Origin of the sequence: Haladaptatus sp. CMAA 1909, assembly GCF_043952005.1 — an archaeon.
GTDB lineage: Archaea > Halobacteriota > Halobacteria > Halobacteriales > Haladaptataceae > Haladaptatus.
On record NZ_JBIOAV010000001.1, the window covers coordinates 459,527 to 476,571 of the forward strand.

19 protein-coding genes and 1 tRNA gene are annotated in these 17,045 nt (G+C 61.7%); 7 read left to right on the forward strand and 13 right to left on the reverse strand.

Annotated elements, in window-relative coordinates:
• Positions 1-341: 341 nt before the first annotated feature.
• The 3 genes from ACGYLY_RS02525 to ACGYLY_RS02535 all read right to left on the reverse strand — a co-directional run bounded on the left by ACGYLY_RS02525 (position 342) and on the right by ACGYLY_RS02535 (position 2,029).
• The gene (locus ACGYLY_RS02525) at positions 342-488 is read right to left on the reverse strand and encodes a hypothetical protein (protein WP_231182616.1); all 147 of its coding nucleotides are present in this window, start codon (positions 486-488) and stop codon (positions 342-344) included.
• An 89-nt stretch (positions 489-577) separates the two neighbouring features.
• Positions 578-1,564, reverse strand: coding sequence for a DUF1028 domain-containing protein (locus ACGYLY_RS02530; protein ID WP_395283131.1), 987 nt, complete (start codon positions 1,562-1,564; stop codon positions 578-580).
• Between the two features lie 48 nt (positions 1,565-1,612).
• Complete coding sequence (locus ACGYLY_RS02535; protein WP_395283130.1) at positions 1,613-2,029, reverse strand: hypothetical protein; 417 nt, start codon at positions 2,027-2,029, stop codon at positions 1,613-1,615.
• 294 nt (positions 2,030-2,323) lie between these two features.
• Between ACGYLY_RS02535 and ACGYLY_RS02540 the strand changes: the two genes are divergently transcribed.
• Positions 2,324-3,040 (forward strand): TFIIB-type zinc ribbon-containing protein, encoded by a 717-nt coding sequence (locus ACGYLY_RS02540; protein WP_395283129.1) that lies wholly within the window; start codon positions 2,324-2,326, stop codon positions 3,038-3,040.
• 24 nt (positions 3,041-3,064) lie between these two features.
• On the opposite strand, the gene ACGYLY_RS02545 is transcribed toward ACGYLY_RS02540, so the two are convergent.
• From ACGYLY_RS02545 to glyA, 4 genes are all read right to left on the reverse strand, one after another.
• On the reverse strand, positions 3,065-3,958 hold the full coding sequence (locus tag ACGYLY_RS02545; protein WP_395283128.1) for a bifunctional methylenetetrahydrofolate dehydrogenase/methenyltetrahydrofolate cyclohydrolase: 894 nt from the start codon (positions 3,956-3,958) through the stop codon (positions 3,065-3,067).
• A 98-nt stretch (positions 3,959-4,056) separates the two neighbouring features.
• On the reverse strand, positions 4,057-4,515 hold the full coding sequence (locus tag ACGYLY_RS02550) for a hypothetical protein (RefSeq protein ID WP_395283127.1): 459 nt from the start codon (positions 4,513-4,515) through the stop codon (positions 4,057-4,059).
• A gap of 5 nt (positions 4,516-4,520) precedes the next feature.
• Positions 4,521-4,691 (reverse strand): hypothetical protein, encoded by a 171-nt coding sequence (locus ACGYLY_RS02555; protein WP_231182621.1) that lies wholly within the window; start codon positions 4,689-4,691, stop codon positions 4,521-4,523.
• Between the two features lie 62 nt (positions 4,692-4,753).
• Entirely contained in the window at positions 4,754-6,001 is a 1,248-nt protein-coding gene (glyA, locus tag ACGYLY_RS02560; protein ID WP_395283126.1) for a serine hydroxymethyltransferase, read from the reverse strand.
• Positions 6,002-6,107: 106 nt separating this feature from the next.
• Between glyA and ACGYLY_RS02565 the strand changes: the two genes are divergently transcribed.
• The 4 genes from ACGYLY_RS02565 to ACGYLY_RS02580 all read left to right on the forward strand — a co-directional run bounded on the left by ACGYLY_RS02565 (position 6,108) and on the right by ACGYLY_RS02580 (position 11,633).
• A complete protein-coding gene (locus tag ACGYLY_RS02565; protein WP_395283125.1) occupies positions 6,108-8,204 on the forward strand; it encodes a hypothetical protein in 2,097 nt (698 codons plus the stop codon).
• Between the two features lie 476 nt (positions 8,205-8,680).
• A complete protein-coding gene (gene tbsP / locus ACGYLY_RS02570; RefSeq protein WP_395283124.1) occupies positions 8,681-9,505 on the forward strand; it encodes a transcriptional regulator TbsP in 825 nt (274 codons plus the stop codon).
• A gap of 87 nt (positions 9,506-9,592) precedes the next feature.
• Positions 9,593-11,317 (forward strand): YcaO-like family protein, encoded by a 1,725-nt coding sequence (locus tag ACGYLY_RS02575; protein ID WP_395283123.1) that lies wholly within the window; start codon positions 9,593-9,595, stop codon positions 11,315-11,317.
• A gap of 154 nt (positions 11,318-11,471) precedes the next feature.
• Positions 11,472-11,633, forward strand: coding sequence for a hypothetical protein (locus ACGYLY_RS02580; RefSeq protein ID WP_231182626.1), 162 nt, complete (start codon positions 11,472-11,474; stop codon positions 11,631-11,633).
• Here ACGYLY_RS02580 and ACGYLY_RS02585 read toward each other — a convergent pair.
• From ACGYLY_RS02585 to ACGYLY_RS02595, 3 genes are all read right to left on the reverse strand, one after another.
• Positions 11,630-12,763 (reverse strand): DUF63 family protein, encoded by a 1,134-nt coding sequence (locus ACGYLY_RS02585; RefSeq protein WP_395283122.1) that lies wholly within the window; start codon positions 12,761-12,763, stop codon positions 11,630-11,632. The two genes, ACGYLY_RS02580 and ACGYLY_RS02585, sit on opposite strands and share 4 nt — an antisense overlap.
• Positions 12,764-12,806: 43 nt before the next feature.
• Complete coding sequence (locus ACGYLY_RS02590) at positions 12,807-13,274, reverse strand: Lrp/AsnC family transcriptional regulator (RefSeq protein WP_231182628.1); 468 nt, start codon at positions 13,272-13,274, stop codon at positions 12,807-12,809.
• Positions 13,275-13,359: 85 nt separating this feature from the next.
• The gene (locus ACGYLY_RS02595; RefSeq protein ID WP_395283121.1) at positions 13,360-14,166 is read right to left on the reverse strand and encodes an inositol monophosphatase family protein; all 807 of its coding nucleotides are present in this window, start codon (positions 14,164-14,166) and stop codon (positions 13,360-13,362) included.
• Positions 14,167-14,254: 88 nt separating this feature from the next.
• Here ACGYLY_RS02595 and ACGYLY_RS02600 point away from each other — a divergent pair.
• Positions 14,255-14,339, forward strand: a tRNA-Leu gene (locus ACGYLY_RS02600).
• Between the two features lie 642 nt (positions 14,340-14,981).
• On the forward strand, positions 14,982-15,350 hold the full coding sequence (locus ACGYLY_RS02605; RefSeq protein WP_395283120.1) for a HesB/IscA family protein: 369 nt from the start codon (positions 14,982-14,984) through the stop codon (positions 15,348-15,350).
• 63 nt (positions 15,351-15,413) lie between these two features.
• Here the strand turns inward: ACGYLY_RS02605 and ACGYLY_RS02610 are convergent, their stop codons facing one another.
• From ACGYLY_RS02610 to ACGYLY_RS02620, 3 genes are all read right to left on the reverse strand, one after another.
• Positions 15,414-15,614, reverse strand: a complete 201-nt coding sequence (locus ACGYLY_RS02610; RefSeq protein ID WP_395284169.1) for a dodecin — start codon at positions 15,612-15,614, stop codon at positions 15,414-15,416.
• 137 nt (positions 15,615-15,751) lie between these two features.
• Positions 15,752-16,399 carry a hypothetical protein gene (locus ACGYLY_RS02615; protein WP_395283119.1) on the reverse strand — a complete coding sequence of 216 codons (648 nt, stop codon included), beginning with the start codon at positions 16,397-16,399 and terminating at the stop codon, positions 15,752-15,754.
• Positions 16,396-17,007, reverse strand: a complete 612-nt coding sequence (locus ACGYLY_RS02620) for a hypothetical protein (protein ID WP_395283118.1) — start codon at positions 17,005-17,007, stop codon at positions 16,396-16,398. The genes ACGYLY_RS02615 and ACGYLY_RS02620 overlap by 4 nt, the downstream gene beginning before the upstream one ends.
• Positions 17,008-17,045 lie beyond the last annotated feature (38 nt).

A 17,045-nucleotide genomic window follows, 5' to 3' on the forward strand; every position in this document is an offset into this window, starting at 1 on the left:
GACTCCCGTCATTTCCCGTCTTCTCGTCGGTTCGCGTCCGACCCGTCATTCGATAGCGACGCATCGCGTGGGGCAAGTAGGATGGGTATGGAAAGTGGAATGGGCATTATTAAACACTGCGCGTGCGCTTGTCGCCTTACAGAAAGCAGTCGCTCGTCGATTGATTTTCGAAAGGAAAGCGGAACACGCGGGGGCGAAAAGACCCCGCGTACCGCTTGCCGCCCTGAATTGGTCCCCGCTGACGCTTCGGCCCTCCAAAGCGAAGCGTCAACTGCAACAATACGGTGTAATGACTTAAAGGTAACGATTTCGATAACTGCCGTTGACTGGCTGGAAAAAAGTCAGATGTACTCCTCCTCCAGCGTCCACCCCAACGCCCGCTTGTAATGCGTGAACATCTCGCGGATTCCCTGATGGTTCATTTCGTCGCTTTCGAGCTGTTCTTTGAGGAACTCGTACTGCTCTCGTATCTCCTCTTCGTCGCGCATATCGTATCGGTTCGTGATTCTGTGGGTTATGTATGTCGGCGCGAGTATGGGCGTAAGCTGAATCTCCGGCGGTCGGTCGACTTCGCCCACTACTTTCGGTCGAGGCGGGACAAGCCATGCCAGAGCGCATCGACCATCCGCTCCTCGCCGTCCCCGTCGGCGTCGTCCCATCCGCGAGCGAGGGCGTCCTCCAGCACGGGGATCGAGTGGTTCTCGAAGTTGTTCATGCCGCGGAAGTCTTCGAGCGCGCCGCGTTCGTCCTCGCCGAACGTCGCCGACGGCGTGCCGTCGAACAGTCCGAGTTCGACCAGCGTTTCGGACACACGTTCCGCCGTGTCGCCGGTCAATTCCCGCGTTTCGTCGGCTTCCTCGCGTTCCAGCAGGGTCACGTCGTAGATTTTGAAGATTCGTTCCAGTTCGTCGATCGGCTTCCCGTGGTCGTCCACGCGAACGTCCACCCAGCGGTCGTTTCGTCCTTCGTACCCGCCCTCCGGCTTGGCGATGTACAGCGCGGCGCTCTGCTCGCCGCGTTTGTCGCCACCGGCGTCGTTGCCCGCGTGAAGCGAAGCGATGAGTCGTTCTGGCAGACCGCCTTCGGTTTCCTCGAAACCCTCCGCCATCGCTTCGAGCGTTTCGCGGTTTTCGAGGATGTTTCCCTGTACGGTGTAGTGGTCGCCTTGGATGTCGCCCGCGTAGTCGAAGCAGTCCGTCCCGGTGAAGGCGGCGATGGTTTCGCCCGCTTCGTCCGCCCCTTCGGTGATACCTTGGTCGCGCATGGCGACCGGCGATTTCACGACGCCGAGTTGTCGCGATTCGAACTCCGGGTCCGCGCCGGTGAGTTCCATCACGACCTCCTTCGCGGACTTCCCTCGTCGGAGGAGTTCGTGCCCGTCCGGGCCGTACGCGACGTTGGCGAAGCTCTGCGTGGCGATTGCCCCCGCGTCCGCGCTGACGAACGGGACGACGCTCCCGACGCTGATGAACTTCGATTGGACGGCGACGCCGACGGCGTCCTGTTCGGGGTCGCGCGCGACGATGGAGAACGTGGACGGTCGCGGCGTTGCTGGTCGTGTCATACGCGGGACGAGGGAGTCCATCGCGAAAAGCGTTCACCACTCGGTAACTCAGTTCTCGGTGTCGCTTCCCTCCGTGGAGCTCGTCGTTCCCTCGTCCGCCTTCCGTCCCGTGAGCGGTTGATGCGAGACGAGTTCGCAGTCGAAATCGGGGTGTTCCGCGAGGTGGTGGACGAGTATGTGGCGTCGCCCGCCGGTCAATCCGCGCTCGCCCACCTCCTCCGCGGTGAACGTCCCCGGCAGTCGTTCGTACAGGTCCACCAGCGCGTCGAACCGCTCGAACACCTTTCGATGCCCGGCGGAGTCGGCGCCGCGGCGCGAGACGACGTAACTCCCGTCATCCCTGTACTCGCCCGCCGTGCGGAAGAACTCGCGGCGTTCGGTCAGTGCTCGTCCCAGCGCTTCGCGCAACCGGTCGGCCTCGCGTCTGGTCAGGTCGTACGTCTCGCCGGAAACGGTCAGCGACACGCCGTCGTCCGAGTTCTCGGCGGAGACCCGCGTCTCCTCGGTAACGAGCGAGTCGTCCGATCCGACCGAATACTCCGCAGAATCAGCAGTGCGACACGTGGCCGAGAATTTCTCGACCAGCCGCCACGAGGCGACTTACTCTATCCTCCGAGCGTGTTTCACTCGACATAGTACCTTCACGTAGTTCGTGACCGCTGATAAATCTACGGGGTGGTCCGTGCTCGCGTCCGCGGCGCTACCGATTCACGTCCGTCGCGCGTGAGAGTTTTTACCCCGGAAGCGCAATCGTGGGACATGAAAGTCCGCGGAACCCGCGAGTGCAAGAACTGTGGGACCCAGTGGTCGTACTACGAGACGGGGAGCGTCACCTGTCCGAACTGCGAGAGCATGCAGAGCGTCGGCTTGGACGAGGACCGGATGCAACACACCGACAGTCCGGCGACGCTCGAACTGGCCGACGTACGCGACGCACTCGACAGGGAACCCGTTCGCGAAGTCGCGACCGGCGCGGCGGAAGCGGCGAGCGAGTACCGCAGAAAACGCGGGTTCATCAGCGGCGGCGAACTCCTCCCGTTGGACGACACGTACCTCGCGGCGGGCGAACTTCGGCACGCCGGGGAACTGTTCAGTCGCTCGATGCGGATGACGGACGACGAGGAGATATACTTCTTCTCGCTCCTCCGCGGGGCCGACGAGGGCGAACGACCAGACGCCCGTGACCTCCCCGAGTCGATTTACGAGATTCGGGGGCTGGCGGACGCGGAGTCGCTCAAGGAGTACCACGGCGAGATGGGCGAGTGGGCGAGGGAACACGACGTGGACCGGGAGGGGAGAAACACGCTCGAAACCTTTGGTGAACACGTCCGCCGCGCCCAGGCGCTCGAAGGCGGCATCGACATCGACAGAGCCGAAGCCCTCGTCTCCGCGGCGCGCGATTTGGCGCGGTACTTCGACGAAGGCGATTTGGACGCACTCGCGAGCAGTCGGGACACGCTCTCGCGGTTGGCGTAGTCGCAGTCGCGGACGACCGGACGACTACGGTAGTTCGACCTCGACGCCCTCCTGTTCTCCGGCGGCTTTCACCGTGTTGTAGAGCAACATCGCTCGGGTCATCGGGCCGACGCCGCCCGGAACGGGCGTGATGGCGCTCGCCTTCTCCTTCGCGCTGTCGAAGTCCACGTCGCCGACGAGTTCGTAGCCCTTCTCGTTGTCCGCGTCCACCCGGTTGACGCCGACGTCGATGACGGTCACGCCGTCCGAGAGCATCGACTCGTCGATGAGTTCGGGGACGCCGCAGGCCGCGACGACGACGTCCGCATCGCGGGTCTTCGCGGCGAGGTCGTCGGTGCGGGAGTGACACACCGTCACCGTCGCGTTGCCGCCGTCGGCTTTCTGAATGAGGAGGTTCGCCAGCGGTTTGCCGACGATGTTCGACCGGCCGACGATGACGACGTCCTTCCCTTCCGGGTCCACGTCCGCCGATTCGAGGAGTTTCTGGACCCCGTGCGGCGTGCAGGGTTTGAACCGCGGGTGCCCCGCGACGAGCATTCCGACGTTCTCCGGGTGGAAGCCGTCGGCGTCCTTCTTCGGATCGATGGCGCGGAGGACCTGCCTCGAATCTACGTGATCGGGAACCGGCATCTGGACGAGAATGCCGTGTACTTCGGGGTCCTCGTTCAGGTCGTCGATGGTGTCGTACAGTTCCTCGGCGGGAGCGTCGGGGTCGATTTCGATATGAATCCCGTTGATACCGACCTCCTCGCAGTCGCGCTGTTTCATCGACACGTACGTCTCGCTCGCGGGGTCGTCGCTCATGAGGACCGTCGCCAATCCGGGCGTTACACCCTCGTCCTTCAGCGTCTCGATGCTCTCGCCGAGGTCCGTTCGAATGCCCTCCGCCACCGCGCGTCCGTCGATGATGTCCGTCATTACCGAAGAATGTGACTCGAAGCCCCTTCAACATTCGGGTTCGTGCGCATTTCTGGGATTTAAAATCTGAATATATGCACGATTGTGTCTATTGAGGGTCAGAGGAACTCCGCTACCACGCTGTCCAATTCGACGGGAACCGAACACGAATACGTCTCGTCGCGGTATTTCGCGGTTACGGCGATTTTCTCCGGCGTGAGTTCTTTCAACCGGTCGAACGAAACCGACGGTTCCGTAACGGTGCCGTCGGTGTTCCGCCATCGTTGGTGGTACATTTTCACGGCCGTCGTAGCACCGTCATCGGTAGAGCCGACCCCGATAGCGACTCCGGAAATTTCTTCGTTCACTCGCTTCTCCAGTTCTTCCCAGACGGCATCCTTCGCGGCCTCGGCAGCCCGAAATTCGACCCATCTCTCGACTGGCATCGTGCCGTACTCCAGTGTTTCATCGCCGGATCGAACACGCGGAAAGCGAACTAGGTCATCACGTTCGACGTACTCGACGCTCTCGTCCTCCACATGTATCGTCACCCGAAGAACGTCCGAATCGTCGGTCATCGGTATCACCGACTCGACTGAATCCTATCGACCTGTTCGCGCGGATGGAACTGGTTTGCCGATTCGGTCTGGATTCGAATCCACCCCGGATAGATAGCGACGGTTACGTCCGCGAGGGACGTTCCGTCGGTGAACACGATGTCGGCACGCTTGAAGCCCGCTAGCTGTTCCGGCATGGTAGTGACTCACGGCGTGCCGAATTAGGTGTGTCGTCTCGAAGGAAAAAATCGGGAGTCGATTACTCGTACAGGGGGTTCGCGTCGCAGAGCGCCTGCACTTCCTCCGCGACTTCGGCCTTCACGTCTTCGTCCCCTATATGATTGATCGTACGCGCGATGAGTTCGCCGACGCGTTTGGTGTCGTCAGCGTCGAACCCGCGGGTCGTCAGCGCGGGCGTCCCGGCGCGGATGCCGCTGGCGACGAAGGGGGAACGCGTCTCGCCCGGAACAGTGTTGGCGTTGAGGACGATTCCCACGTCTTCCAGCGCCTCTTCGGCGTCTTTGCCCGTCACGTCCTCGTGAGATTCGCGCAGGTCGACGAGTACGAGATGGGTGTCCGTTCCACCGGAAACGAGGCCGAAGCCGTGGTCCTGGAACGTCTCCGCGAGGACCTTCGCGTTCTCGACGGTTCGGGCGGCGTACTCCTCGAACTCGGGTTCGAGGGCCTCCTGGAATCCGACCGCTTTGCCCGCGATGTTGTGCATGAGGGGGCCGCCCTGCATGCCGGGAATGACCGCCGTATCGACGGCGTCGGCGTACTCCTCGTCGCACATGATGATGCCGCCGCGGCCCGAGCGGATGGTCTTGTGCGTCGACCCAGTGACGAAGTCGGCAATGCCGACCGGCGAGGGGTGCTCGCCCGCCGCCACGAGGCCCGTGATGTGGGCGATGTCGGCGAGGTGGTACGCGTCCGCCGCGTCGGCGGCCTCCTGAATCCGCTCCCATTCGACCTGCCGCGGGTAGGCGGAGTACCCGGAAACGATGATGTCGGGGTCGAACTCCTCCGCGTGGGCGTATATCTCGTCGTAGTCGAGATAGCCGGTTTCGGGGTCCACCTCGTACTGTTCGACCTCGTAGAGTTTCCCGGCGAAGTTCACCTTGTGTCCGTGGCTGAGGTGGCCGCCGTGGGTCAGGTCCAGCGAGAGGATTTTGTCGCCCGGTTCGAGGACGGAGAGGTAGACGCCCATGTTCGCTTGGGACCCGCTGTGCGGTTGGACGTTGACGTGTTCCGCTCCCCACAGTTCCTTCGCGCGCTCGATGGCGAGGCTCTCGACCGTATCGATGTGCTCACAGCCGCCGTAGTACCGCTCGCCTGGATAGCCTTCCGCGTACTTGTTCGTCAGCGTACTCCCCTGCGCTTCGAGTACCGCTTCGCTGACGAAGTTCTCGCTGGCTATCATTTCCAACGTGTCGCGTTCGCGTTCGACTTCCGCTTCGAGCGCGTCGGCGACGTCCGGGTCGACCGCCCGGATGGTATCGTACTCCATGTGAAACACCCGGACACCACGGCGTATAAGTTTACCTTTCGTGCAATACGGATACGTCCCCGACAGAAATATAAACTAACAGTGAGATAACGATTCTATTACCGGTATGATAGAGTGGGAGGAAACGGGATCCGGGGTTCGTGCGTTCGACCGGACGAAAACCGGCGTTACCGTACGTGCGCCCGATTGGGAGACGGTAGCGGGGGCGGAAGCCATCAACCGCCCGATCGACGAATCCGTCTCGGGCCGTGCCTCGAAACTGTCCCTCCCGCCAAGCCTCGTCAGCGTCACTGAAGTCGAAACGGGTGCCCGCTACGAACACGGTAACGACACCGAACCCCTCGAACTGTCCGACGGCCAATATCTGGCGAACATCCACGGAAACATCAAGACGTATCTCCGTTTTTCCGGGCCGGCGATCATTCGAAAGACCGACGACTTCGGCTCGTTAATCATCGATTTCCCGCGGAAAATCCCGGTTACGCTCGGCTTTCGAAGCCATCACAAGATTCCCGTGGATACGATAACCGTCCCACCGACGGCCGAGGGCGTGGCGACGGCCATCTCCTACGCTTCCTCCTCGCACAAGACGACCGGTCCGGACCGGTCATATCCGACCCTCCGCGGCCATCCGCCGCGGTTCGAGGTAGGGGCGGAGTTGAACATCCCGGAACCGGTACGACAGCAGAAAAAGAACTCCGGGATCGAAATACGGGTTCCCGACGACTTGGAGACGCTGTTCGTCACCGCGCCGCTCGCGTACTATCTACAGGCGGACGTTCACGTGGAGGAGTGTGATGCTCCCCTGCTCGTCGTCCCCGAAGCCAACTTCACGTACGATTTCAACCCGCTCCCGTCGTATCAAACGGAGGTCGCGTCCATGTTGCGGCGGGTGTTCTTTCTGGACTGTCTGGTTCGGAACGAGGGACCGCACAGTTGGGACCTCGCGGAATTGTCCCTGTTGGACGAACTCGACATCGACCCGGAAGCGACGTACGAGGCGACTCCCGGTCAGCAGTTCGTCGAGTACGACCTCCTCGACTTCGAGCGCATCGACGAGAGACTCCCCGAATGGCACCTGTCCATGTACGTCGAGCCATCGGTGGACAACGTTTCGGCGCTCCCGTACCTCCTCTCGAACCTGAGTGCCATCTATCTCCCGGAATCGTCCCCGCTCGAACAGGACGAACTCCTCGACGTATCGCTCGGCGATTTCTACCGCGATAACCCTCGGACACCGGCGTCGCAGGGGAATGCCGAGCGGGATACGTCTCGGGCGACGGAGGGCGTCTCCACGATCGAGCGGGTGAAACCGGTGTTACAGAAGGGCCAAGTTCACGGCTGGCTTGCAGATGGGGTTCCCATCGACGTGTTCAAAGCGGATCCGAGCGCCTACGAAAACCGATTCAAGTACTTCGACCGGTCGAGCGGCGACATCTCGGTGACGTTGATACTGAACGATGATCTGATGGGCGACGAACACGAGGACGTCGCGGAGATATACCTGGAGCGGTCGGAGGACCTCCCCATCGACGTTACGGTTCGCCAGCACCTTTCACGAGGGGAACTCGCCGAGACGCTCGAACAACCCTGTGATTTCATTCACTACATCGGCCACTGCGAGGACTCGGGACTGCGATGTACGGACGGTCACCTCTCGGTATCGAGTATCGATGAAAGCAACGCTCAGACCTTCTTCCTGAACGCCTGCGGTTCCTACCAGCAAGGCATGGAGTTGGTCAAGAAGGGAAGCGTGGCGGGTGCCGTGACGTTCAACAAGGTCCTCAACAAACAGGCCGGGAAGGTCGGCGTCTCGTTCGCACAGTTGGTGATAAACGGGTTCAGCATTCAGCGGGCGTTACAACTGGCGCGCCGGCGGATCATGATGAACAAGGATTACGCCGTCGTCGGCGACGGAACGCACCAACTAACACAGTGTGACAACACGTTCCCAGCTGTCGGTGATCTGACCGCCGTCAGTGCCTCCGAATTCGAACTCTCCTACCAGCTGGTAACCGAACAACACCCCGGGAGCAATTACCAGCCATATATAAAAGGAGTGAACGAGATGTATCTCAGTGGAAACGTTCCGACGTTCACGTTAACCCGCGCTGAACTCATATCGCTCCTCACACGGGCAAAAATACCGATAATTTTCAATGGGGAACTGTACTGGTCCGCTGAATTGGAGTCTATACTGTGATTACGGCCCATGAGTGCCCGCTGCACTCTCCAAGGGAGAAATTCCCCAGTCCGAAAGGATAACGGTCGCGAACATAAGACCGAATGCCGCGTTGATTGTCCACGGATGCTCCATCATCCAACCCTCAATTTTACCTCGCATGACGCATGTTGATACATCACATCATACCTTCATTCTTTCGGACTGTTCGCGCAATATGGAATTGGTAATTAGCAATTACTCGGTGGAATTATGCGATTATCGTCGGTCAGCGACGCTTGACGTCCGGAAAATATTGCGATATTACGCCTTCTGAACACTCTCGCGGCCATACACTAAAATTCAATTCTATTGAAGAGATTTGGGCAATCAGGGTGGTATTATACAAAATTGCCGGTTGTAATTACGACGTTGACTAATTGTTCATGCTACATAACCTATGATTTCCGTTGGTTTCGAGCGTTAAAATTAAATAGATGAATCTCTTCCGTCCCGCCATGGAAACAAAATCGAACCTCTTGAACCAAAGCGTCCACGAAATCCTGCAGACGGTTATCGACCAGGGTCCCGACGTGATGCTCGTCGTGAACCCATCCGCCAGCGCCATCGAAGACCTCATCGATGCCGCAACCGAGTACGACGGAGACCTCCCCGAGATGCGCATGCTCGCGGACGAAGGGACTCTGAAAGACGTGATGGAGGACTTCATCATCGCCAGCAACGCCGCGGACCTCATCGACGAGGGCGCGCTCACGCTGCGCACGACGGAGGACTCCTCCGGTAACTCGCTCCTCGTCACCGAGGACGTCGTCATTGCACTCGTGACGGCGGGCGACCGCGTCGGGGGTCTGACCTCCGACGACGATGACTTCGTGGACGCCGCCTACGGCACCTACACGAACTTCTGGGACGACGCAAGCGACTTCTCGCTCCGCACGCCCCCGATCACGCGCGTCCGCGAGACGCTCGGCGAGGAGATCAGTCCCGAAGCGGAAGACGACTTCAACAGCGTCCTCTCCTCGCTCGAAACCGCTCGCGGTGACGGCGACGGACTGGACGAAGTGACCATCAGCCTCCTCGTCGCGGCGAAAAACGAGGCGCTCCTCTACGACATCAGCAAGTGGGGCGAGGACGTCGGCATCGCGAGCAAGGCGACGTTCTCCCGAACGAAGACCAAGCTCGAAGACATGGGCCTCATCGGCACGGAGAAGGTCCCCATCGACGTCGGCCGTCCCCGTCTCCGCCTGAAGCTCGCCAACGACGACCTTCAGAACGCGGACACCGACCAGCTCGCCGGCGTCGCACAGAGCATGCTGAACTGATTCAGCACGACTCCTTTCCGTTTTTTTACTCCCCGCGAGCGGTAGCCATCCGCCGTATTTTTGCTACCCGCGCGTCTCGTCCCGTTCATGAACACCCTGCTGGGCGTTATCGGTCGGGGCCCCGGTGCCGATGCGGTCGAAACGGCGCTGTCGGACGTGGACGGAACCGTCACGGAACTCGCCGTCGATGGCATCGACGATGCGGACCTCGCAGTCGTCATCGACGAGGTGGGTGCGTCCGTCTTCGAACGCGCGAATCGGGCGGACGTCCCGTGGATCGGGGTCGAACTCGGCGGCATCGGCGGCCGGTCGATTCCCGGCGTCGACGCCGCGGTTTCGGGTTTTTCGCCGAAAACACCCTGTTTCGATTGCTTGCGCGCACGCGTAGCGGCCAACGCGGAAGGGAGTAACGACGGCACGACGGACACCGAAAACGACGGATACGATTCGGTCACCGAGCGATTCGCGGGTGCGGTCGCGGGACGGGAAGCGGCGGCGCTCGCGGCGGGGGACGGGTCGGAAATCCTCGGCGGCGTCGTGGAGGTTCCCCACGCGGAGCGACGACTGCTTCCGGTCCCAAACTGTCCGACGTGCGGAAAAACGCGGGACAGAACGCTCGGTATCGGGTACGAGGAGCGGACGCTGGACGAGGCGATTTCGAGCGCCGAACTGGGGTTGGACGAGCGCCTCGGCGTCATCCAGTCGCTCGGCGAGGTGTCGTCGTTTCCGGTGCCGTACTATCTGGCGACCGTTACGGACACGAGCGGATTCAGCGACGTTCGCGCACCGGGGCAGTCCGCGGGCGTCGCGGACGGCTGGGACGAGGCGCTGATGAAGGCGCTGGGCGAGGGAATGGAGCGCTACTGCGCGGGCGTGTATCGGGAATCGGAGTTCGCGACGGCGCGACCCTCCGCCCTCGGGAACGCGGTTTCGCCCGCCGAGTTCGTTCGACCGGCGGGGTGGCCGGATCCGAACGACGACAAACTCCAGTGGGTGTCGGGTCGAAACCTGACGACGGGTGAACTCGTCCACCTCCCGGCCGAATTCGTCCATTTCCCGCCGCCGTCGGCGCGGTTCAAGCCGTCCATAACGACCGGGTTAGGGTTGGGCAACTCGACGGCGGAGGCGCTGACGTCCGGGTTGTACGAGGTCATCGAGCGCGACGCGACGATGCTTGCGTGGTACTCGTCGTTCGAACCGCTCGGCCTGCACGTCGAGGACGACGGCTTCGAGACGCTGACTAAGCGAGCACGCGCGGAGGGGTTGGACGTGACGGCACTCCTCGTCACACAGGACATCGACGTTCCGGTGGTCGCGGTGGTGGTCCATCGGGACGGGGAGTGGCCGAAGTTCGCGGTCGGGTCCGGTGCCGATCTGGACCCGGACGCGGCGGCCCGTTCCGCCCTCGCGGAAGCCCTCCAGAACTGGACGGAACTGAACCTGATGGGGAGAGACGACGCGGCGGAGGCGGAGGGGTCGATTGCCGAGTACGCGTCGTTCCCGGAAGCGGCCCGCGAATTCGTCTCGCCGGAAACGACGATTCCGAGCGAAAGCGTCGGTTCGGGGATTCGGAACGGGGAAAAAGAGTTGGAAGCCGTCGTGTCGCTGGCGAGCGAGGCGTTTTCGGTGTACGGCGCTCGGGTGACGACGCGCGACGTGGCATCGCTCGGGTTCGAGGCGGTCCGCGTCCTCGCACCGGAGGCACAACCGCTGTTCACCGGGGAGGCGTTTTTCGGCGAGCGTGCGCGAACGGTCCCCGCGGAACTCGGATTCGAGGCCCGTCTCGACCGGAAACCGCATCCGTATCCCTGAATTGGTTGACAGCGCGCGGCGAATTAGCGAGAAAACCGCCATCCCAACCGTGACAATATGGCACATGGATTTATATTGTACTCGGCCGTAACGCCTATCAGAGGAAAGTATCAATAATGCATAATATACTAAATACGTTCGTTGGAGTGACAGTATGACGACCGAGTTCGACCTCTCGTGTGCCACGTGTGGGTCGCCGTTGTCGAAGCGAACCGTCTCCGTGGACCACTTGAACGCACGGAACGTCGAAGCGGCGGTGTGCGGGAACTGTGGCGACCGGTATTTCCCCGAATCGACGTTGCGACGACTGGATTAGATTCCGAACGTCGCCCGGAGCATGTCGCGGGTTCCCGGTCCGAGTCCGACCGCGACGATTGCGATGAGGAGCAGGATGGCATAGCGGGGGCTCTCCTCGAATATCTGTTCGTCGAACACCCAGACGACGGCGACCGCGGCGACGATTTTGACGAGGAGGAACGGCCACGCCGTTCCGATAACGCTCGTTACCGAGGCGGGGAACACGCTCGTCGTGATGTCGATGATGGCGCGGTTGACGGGGTGTTTTGCGGTATACGCTCCGCCGAGTCCGAGCGCGCCCGACCAGTCGAGAACGGCGACGTTTGCGACGCCGTCGACCGCATGCCCCCAGATGACGACCGCACCCATCGCGGCCGTTCCCGCGTTGATTTCGGGAGCGTATCGGTTCACCGCCCACCAGACGATAGCGGTGACGAGCGTCGCGCCCCCGAGGACGACGACGAGCACCTGCGGATAGAACGTCAGGCGATCGGTCGTCGCCGTCAAGAAGACCAGATACCCGATCGTGGCGGCGAGGACGAGCGTTCCGATTCCCGCGAGCGGGTACTCGTAGTCCTCCACGACGCCGCTACGGGCGAGCGCGACGCTCACGACGAGGGCCGCGAGCGTGACGCCGAAGACGGTGAAATAGATGATGGGGCTGATGATGAGCGTGTTCCACGGGAACGGAATCGGACTTTGGCCCGCCTGTGCGAGGGCATCGTTCGCGTCCTCCACGACGCGCAGCGCGCCGCCGAAGAGCATGAACGGAAAGAGCGCGTAGAAGAGGTCTCGCTCCTGTCCGACGTCCAGACGGCGGAGGAGATAGACCACGCCGATCAGCGCGATGATAAGCGTGACGGCGTAGCCGACCTCCGAGACGAGGGTGTAGCCGGGTTCCGCGACCGGACCCGGGGCCGTCGCGCAGGTTCCGGCGTCGTAGATGTACTTCGTCGCGCCGTCCACGCGGACGGCACACGATGCGTTCTTCGCGTCGGCCAGTACGGGGCCCCAAAAGTAGTGCCAGATGAAGCCGTCGTACACTCGTTTCGGAAACGCGAGCGCGCCGCCGACCAGCGCGACGATGGCGGCGGCGACGGCCCCCAGCCACAGTCGCTCGTTGTCGGGTTCCTCGCTTGCTGTGTCCATATCGCACGAACCGGAGCGAGCGGGTTTTAGGGTTCCGGTCTCGTCACTCGTCGATGTTCATCTCGAGGGGGAGTTCCTCGCTCTCGTAGGGCGACCCGAGGACGACCATCGTCTGTGAGCGGGCGAATCCGTCCATCTGGGCGATGTTGTCGAACATCAGTTCGCGGAGGCTATCCGCGTTTTCGGCGTACACTCGCGCTAAAACGTCCCACGAACCGGTCGTGAGGTGGACTTCCTGAATCCCCTCGATTCTTTCGAGGCGTTTGAGTGTGTCCTTCTCGCGGCCCTGTTCCACGCGAAGGCCGACGAACGCGGAGATGCCGAGCGAGACTTCTTTCGGGTTCACCGTCGCGTGATAGCCGGTGATGACGCCCGCTTCTTCCATCCGGTTAACGCGGTCGTGTACCGTCGCACTGGACATGTCGATCTGTCGCGCGATTTCGCTGAACGGCGTTCGAGCGTTCGCTTGGAGGGCTTTCAAAATGGCACGGTCCGTGTCATCCAGGTTCATATCGCTACCGTGAAGCCCCACTGCTAAATAATTGTACACCTGAACTCGGTCAACGTACGGTACTTCGATGATAAATTCTAACAATCTATTTATCGAAATATGGTTCGGCGCCGCGGGCCGCCGCGAGGACTTCGTCGTGCGCCTCACCGTTCGAGGCGACCAACCCTCGACTCCGTGTCGTCCACCGTTCGCCGTGGATGTCCGTGACCGTCCCGCCCGCCTGCCGAATCATGAACACGCCCGCGACCGTATCCCACGGGTTCGGGACGATGTTCGTCACGGTGCCGTCCAGCGCGCCGTTCGCGACCATTCCGAGGACGATTTGGGCACACCCGTACCGGCGCATGTCGCCGAATCGCTTCACGATGCCTTCGACCGTCGCGGCGTACTCCTCCCTGCGGTCGAAGTCCCACCACATCGTCGGGCAGACGGTGAACGTCTCGGGGTCGGTTCGGTCGCTGACCGTCATCTCCTCGCCGTTCAAGGACGCCCCGTTCGCGTCCGCGGTGTACGTGTCGCCCAACGCCGGGCAGACGTTCGCGGCCGCGACGGTTTCCCCGTCCCGTACCGCTGCGACGCTGGTCGCCCACAGCGGAATCCCGCGCACGAAGTTGTTTGTCCCGTCGATCGGATCGATGATCCAGACGTCGCCCTCCGCCGGGACCTCCTTCAGTGCGTCCTCCTCCTCGCCGACGATTGTGTCGTCCGGGAACTCGTCCCGTATCTCCTCGATGACGCGGCGCTGACTTCGTCGGTCGAACTCCGTCACCACGTCCGTCTTGTTCGATTTCGTCTCGACGGCGAACTCCTCGCGGAAGCCCTCGGCGGCGATTTCGCTTCCCGCTCTCGCGGCGCGGACGGCCGATTCGAGGCGATTTTCGGCGTTCGTCATGGTTCGAGTGCCGGGGCGACATGGAAAAGGAGTGTCGTTTCTCGATTCGCAACGTTTTAACACCCCCACGATGCATTACGAACTGCGTGCGAGGGTAGCCAAGCCCGGCCAACGGCGGCGGACTCAAGATCCGCTCCTGTAGAGGTCCAAGGGTTCAACTCCCTTCCCTCGCACTCACACGAGTGCGGGAAGACCGCAGCAGAGCGTTCTTCCCTCGCAACAACTCGAAGGGGCCAATCACAGGCTCTCGCAACACTTCTAACGACGTACCCCGAATCGAAAAGTGATAACTCTGGAACGGGTAGGATATTTGTTCAGCTTCGTACATCCCGGGTTTTCGTGTGGTGCGCGCTGGCAGGGCGGCGAGGATAGCAGTCGTCCGAGCCGCCCGCTGATAGCGTGCGAGGGACGACTGAGTGAATGCGAAGGAGTCGGCTGGGGAGGATGTGGCGCAGTGTGGTGACGGTTGGGTGGAATTGAAAGGGGCCGTCCGGTCGCGTTCACATAGTCGACCGTGTGGGCCACTATCCGCGCGAGTTGTGGAGGGAGCGCGGATATCCCGCACAGCGACCGTGAGCGGTCGGGGGCTTTCAGGGTCTTAGTCGCAGTAATTTCGGCCTCGAAATACGAAACATAACTCGGAGTATCTGGCGAGGGTTTTTAGGAACCTCATTCCAGTGATTCTATTCGTATAGCTCCCACTATCACACCGTGCCGGATGATCTGATCTCTTTCGAGCACGCCATCACTCTCGCCCCCACCGACTCTTTGCAAGCAGGCCAACGTTAATGAGGCTCGGACGGCTATCCATACGCATGAGTACCGATGCCGCGCCGAACGGCGAGGATGTCCCGCAAATCGAGGTGACGGAGGATGCGGCCGAGCAAGCGCTGTCCCTGTTGGACGGCGAGGGACTCGACCATTCGGTCGCCGGACTTCGCCTGTTCGTCCAACAGGGTGGCTGTGCCGGCCTCTCCTACGGAATGCGATTCGACGACGAACCCGAGTCCGACGACACGATTTTTACCCACTACGGCCTGCGCGTATTCGTGGACCCGGCGAGCATGAACTACATCGAGGGGAGCGTCGTTGATTACGAAACCGGCCTGCAAGGTGCGGGCTTCCACGTCGAGAACCCGAACGTGGTTTCCGAGTGTGGCTGTGGCGAGAGCTTCCGAACCTGATTCGACGCGAAAAATATCCGTTTTCGTCAGTCTCGTCGGCGATCCTTCGTTTTTCGATTCGCGTTACTCGTCCAGTTCGAACGCGACGGTCACTTCCGCTTGATACTCGCGTCCTTCGACCGAGGCGACTTCGACACCGAGGGTGTCCACTTCGACCCATTTGACGTTGTCGATGGTTTCCTCCGCCCGGTCGATGGCGGTATCGGCGGCTTCCTCGAAACTCTCGTCGCTCGTCCCGATGAGGGTGATCTTCTTGAACACCATGACGTCGTATGATTCTCCGTCGGTGGTGAAAATCGCATCGGCCGCAGTGACGGTTTTCGGGGTCCGTGTCACGGGCTTATCCGCCGCGGCGTTCGAACGGGAGGCGGTCAGCAACCGGCCATCGTACCGAGTTCGTTTTACTCCGAGCCTTGCATTTGGGTGTCGAGACGGTCGGCGAGGGCACCGGTCACGTCGGTGAGATACGCGGTACCCCAAATCGCGGTAATGAGGCCGCCAGCGGTGTCGAACAGCAGGTCGAGCATCGTGTCTTCGAGTCCGTATTGGGTGAGGACGGCGCTTCCGCCGAGGATGCTGCCCAGTCCGCTCACCGCGAACTCGGTCACTTCCCAGATGACGCCGAAGGCCACGACGAACATGAGGATGAACACGAACATGAACCGAGGCGGAAGGTACACGTCGGGGTTGTGCGCGTCAAGTGCGCGCACGGTCGCATAGCCAACCCCCGCGACGAGGGACGCGGAGAGCATGTGGGTCACGTGGTCCCACCACCAGACGTTTTGGTAGGGGCCGAGCGTCCCGACGGCGTGCAGGAAGACGGCGGTGGTGATCCACAGCGTCAGACCCGCGTCCATCGGAATCTGATAGTCGCGTTTGAGCACGGCGGGGACGTGCATGATGGCGAACGCCAGCGCGCTGTTGATCATGATGCCGAGGTTTCCTCGATCCATCCCGATGAAGAAGATTCCGATGAGGCTCAACTCCATCACCCGCGTCAACTGCCGCTGCCTGTGCTCGGAGATTCCGAGTCGCTCGCGGATCTTCATTGCAGGTGCTCCTGTATCTCGACCGGGAGGCGTTCTTCCGCCGGGATGACCCGCCGGAAGTACCATTCGAAGATGATTCCGGCGAAGACGCCGACGGCCGTCGCGTAGACGAAGTCCCACATCAACTGATACTCGCTGCCGAGGAACTCGGTTCCGAGGTAGACGTCGGAAAGCCACTGGACGACCGCCCAGACGCCCGCCGTCGCAATCGTGGTCACGACGACGAACAGGACGGCGAACCAGTGCGTCATCCGAACCGGCGTGAAGACGTGCAGTTCGACGGCCACGATGAGTGCGAGCGCGGCGACGGAAAGGTACGTCGCGACTCGCGTGGTGAGCGCGAGCGTCGCGAGTTCCCGCCCGAGAATGGGGAGTGCGGCGAGAACGAGGACCTCCCACGGAAGCATCGCTTCGGTGTTTCGATACGCGATGGGCGGAACGAGCGCGAGGGCCGCGACCGTTGCGGCCAACAGCATCCACAGGAGGTCGTCCTGCAACAGACTGCCGATAGCAACGACGAGCAGAAATCCGATGAGTAGCCACGCCAGTCCGGCGTTGACTCGCTTGTCCTCGACGAGCGCGTCCAACTGGCTGACCCGCTGTGCCATGCTAGCGAATATGGGCGGGAACGGTAAGAATGGGTAGG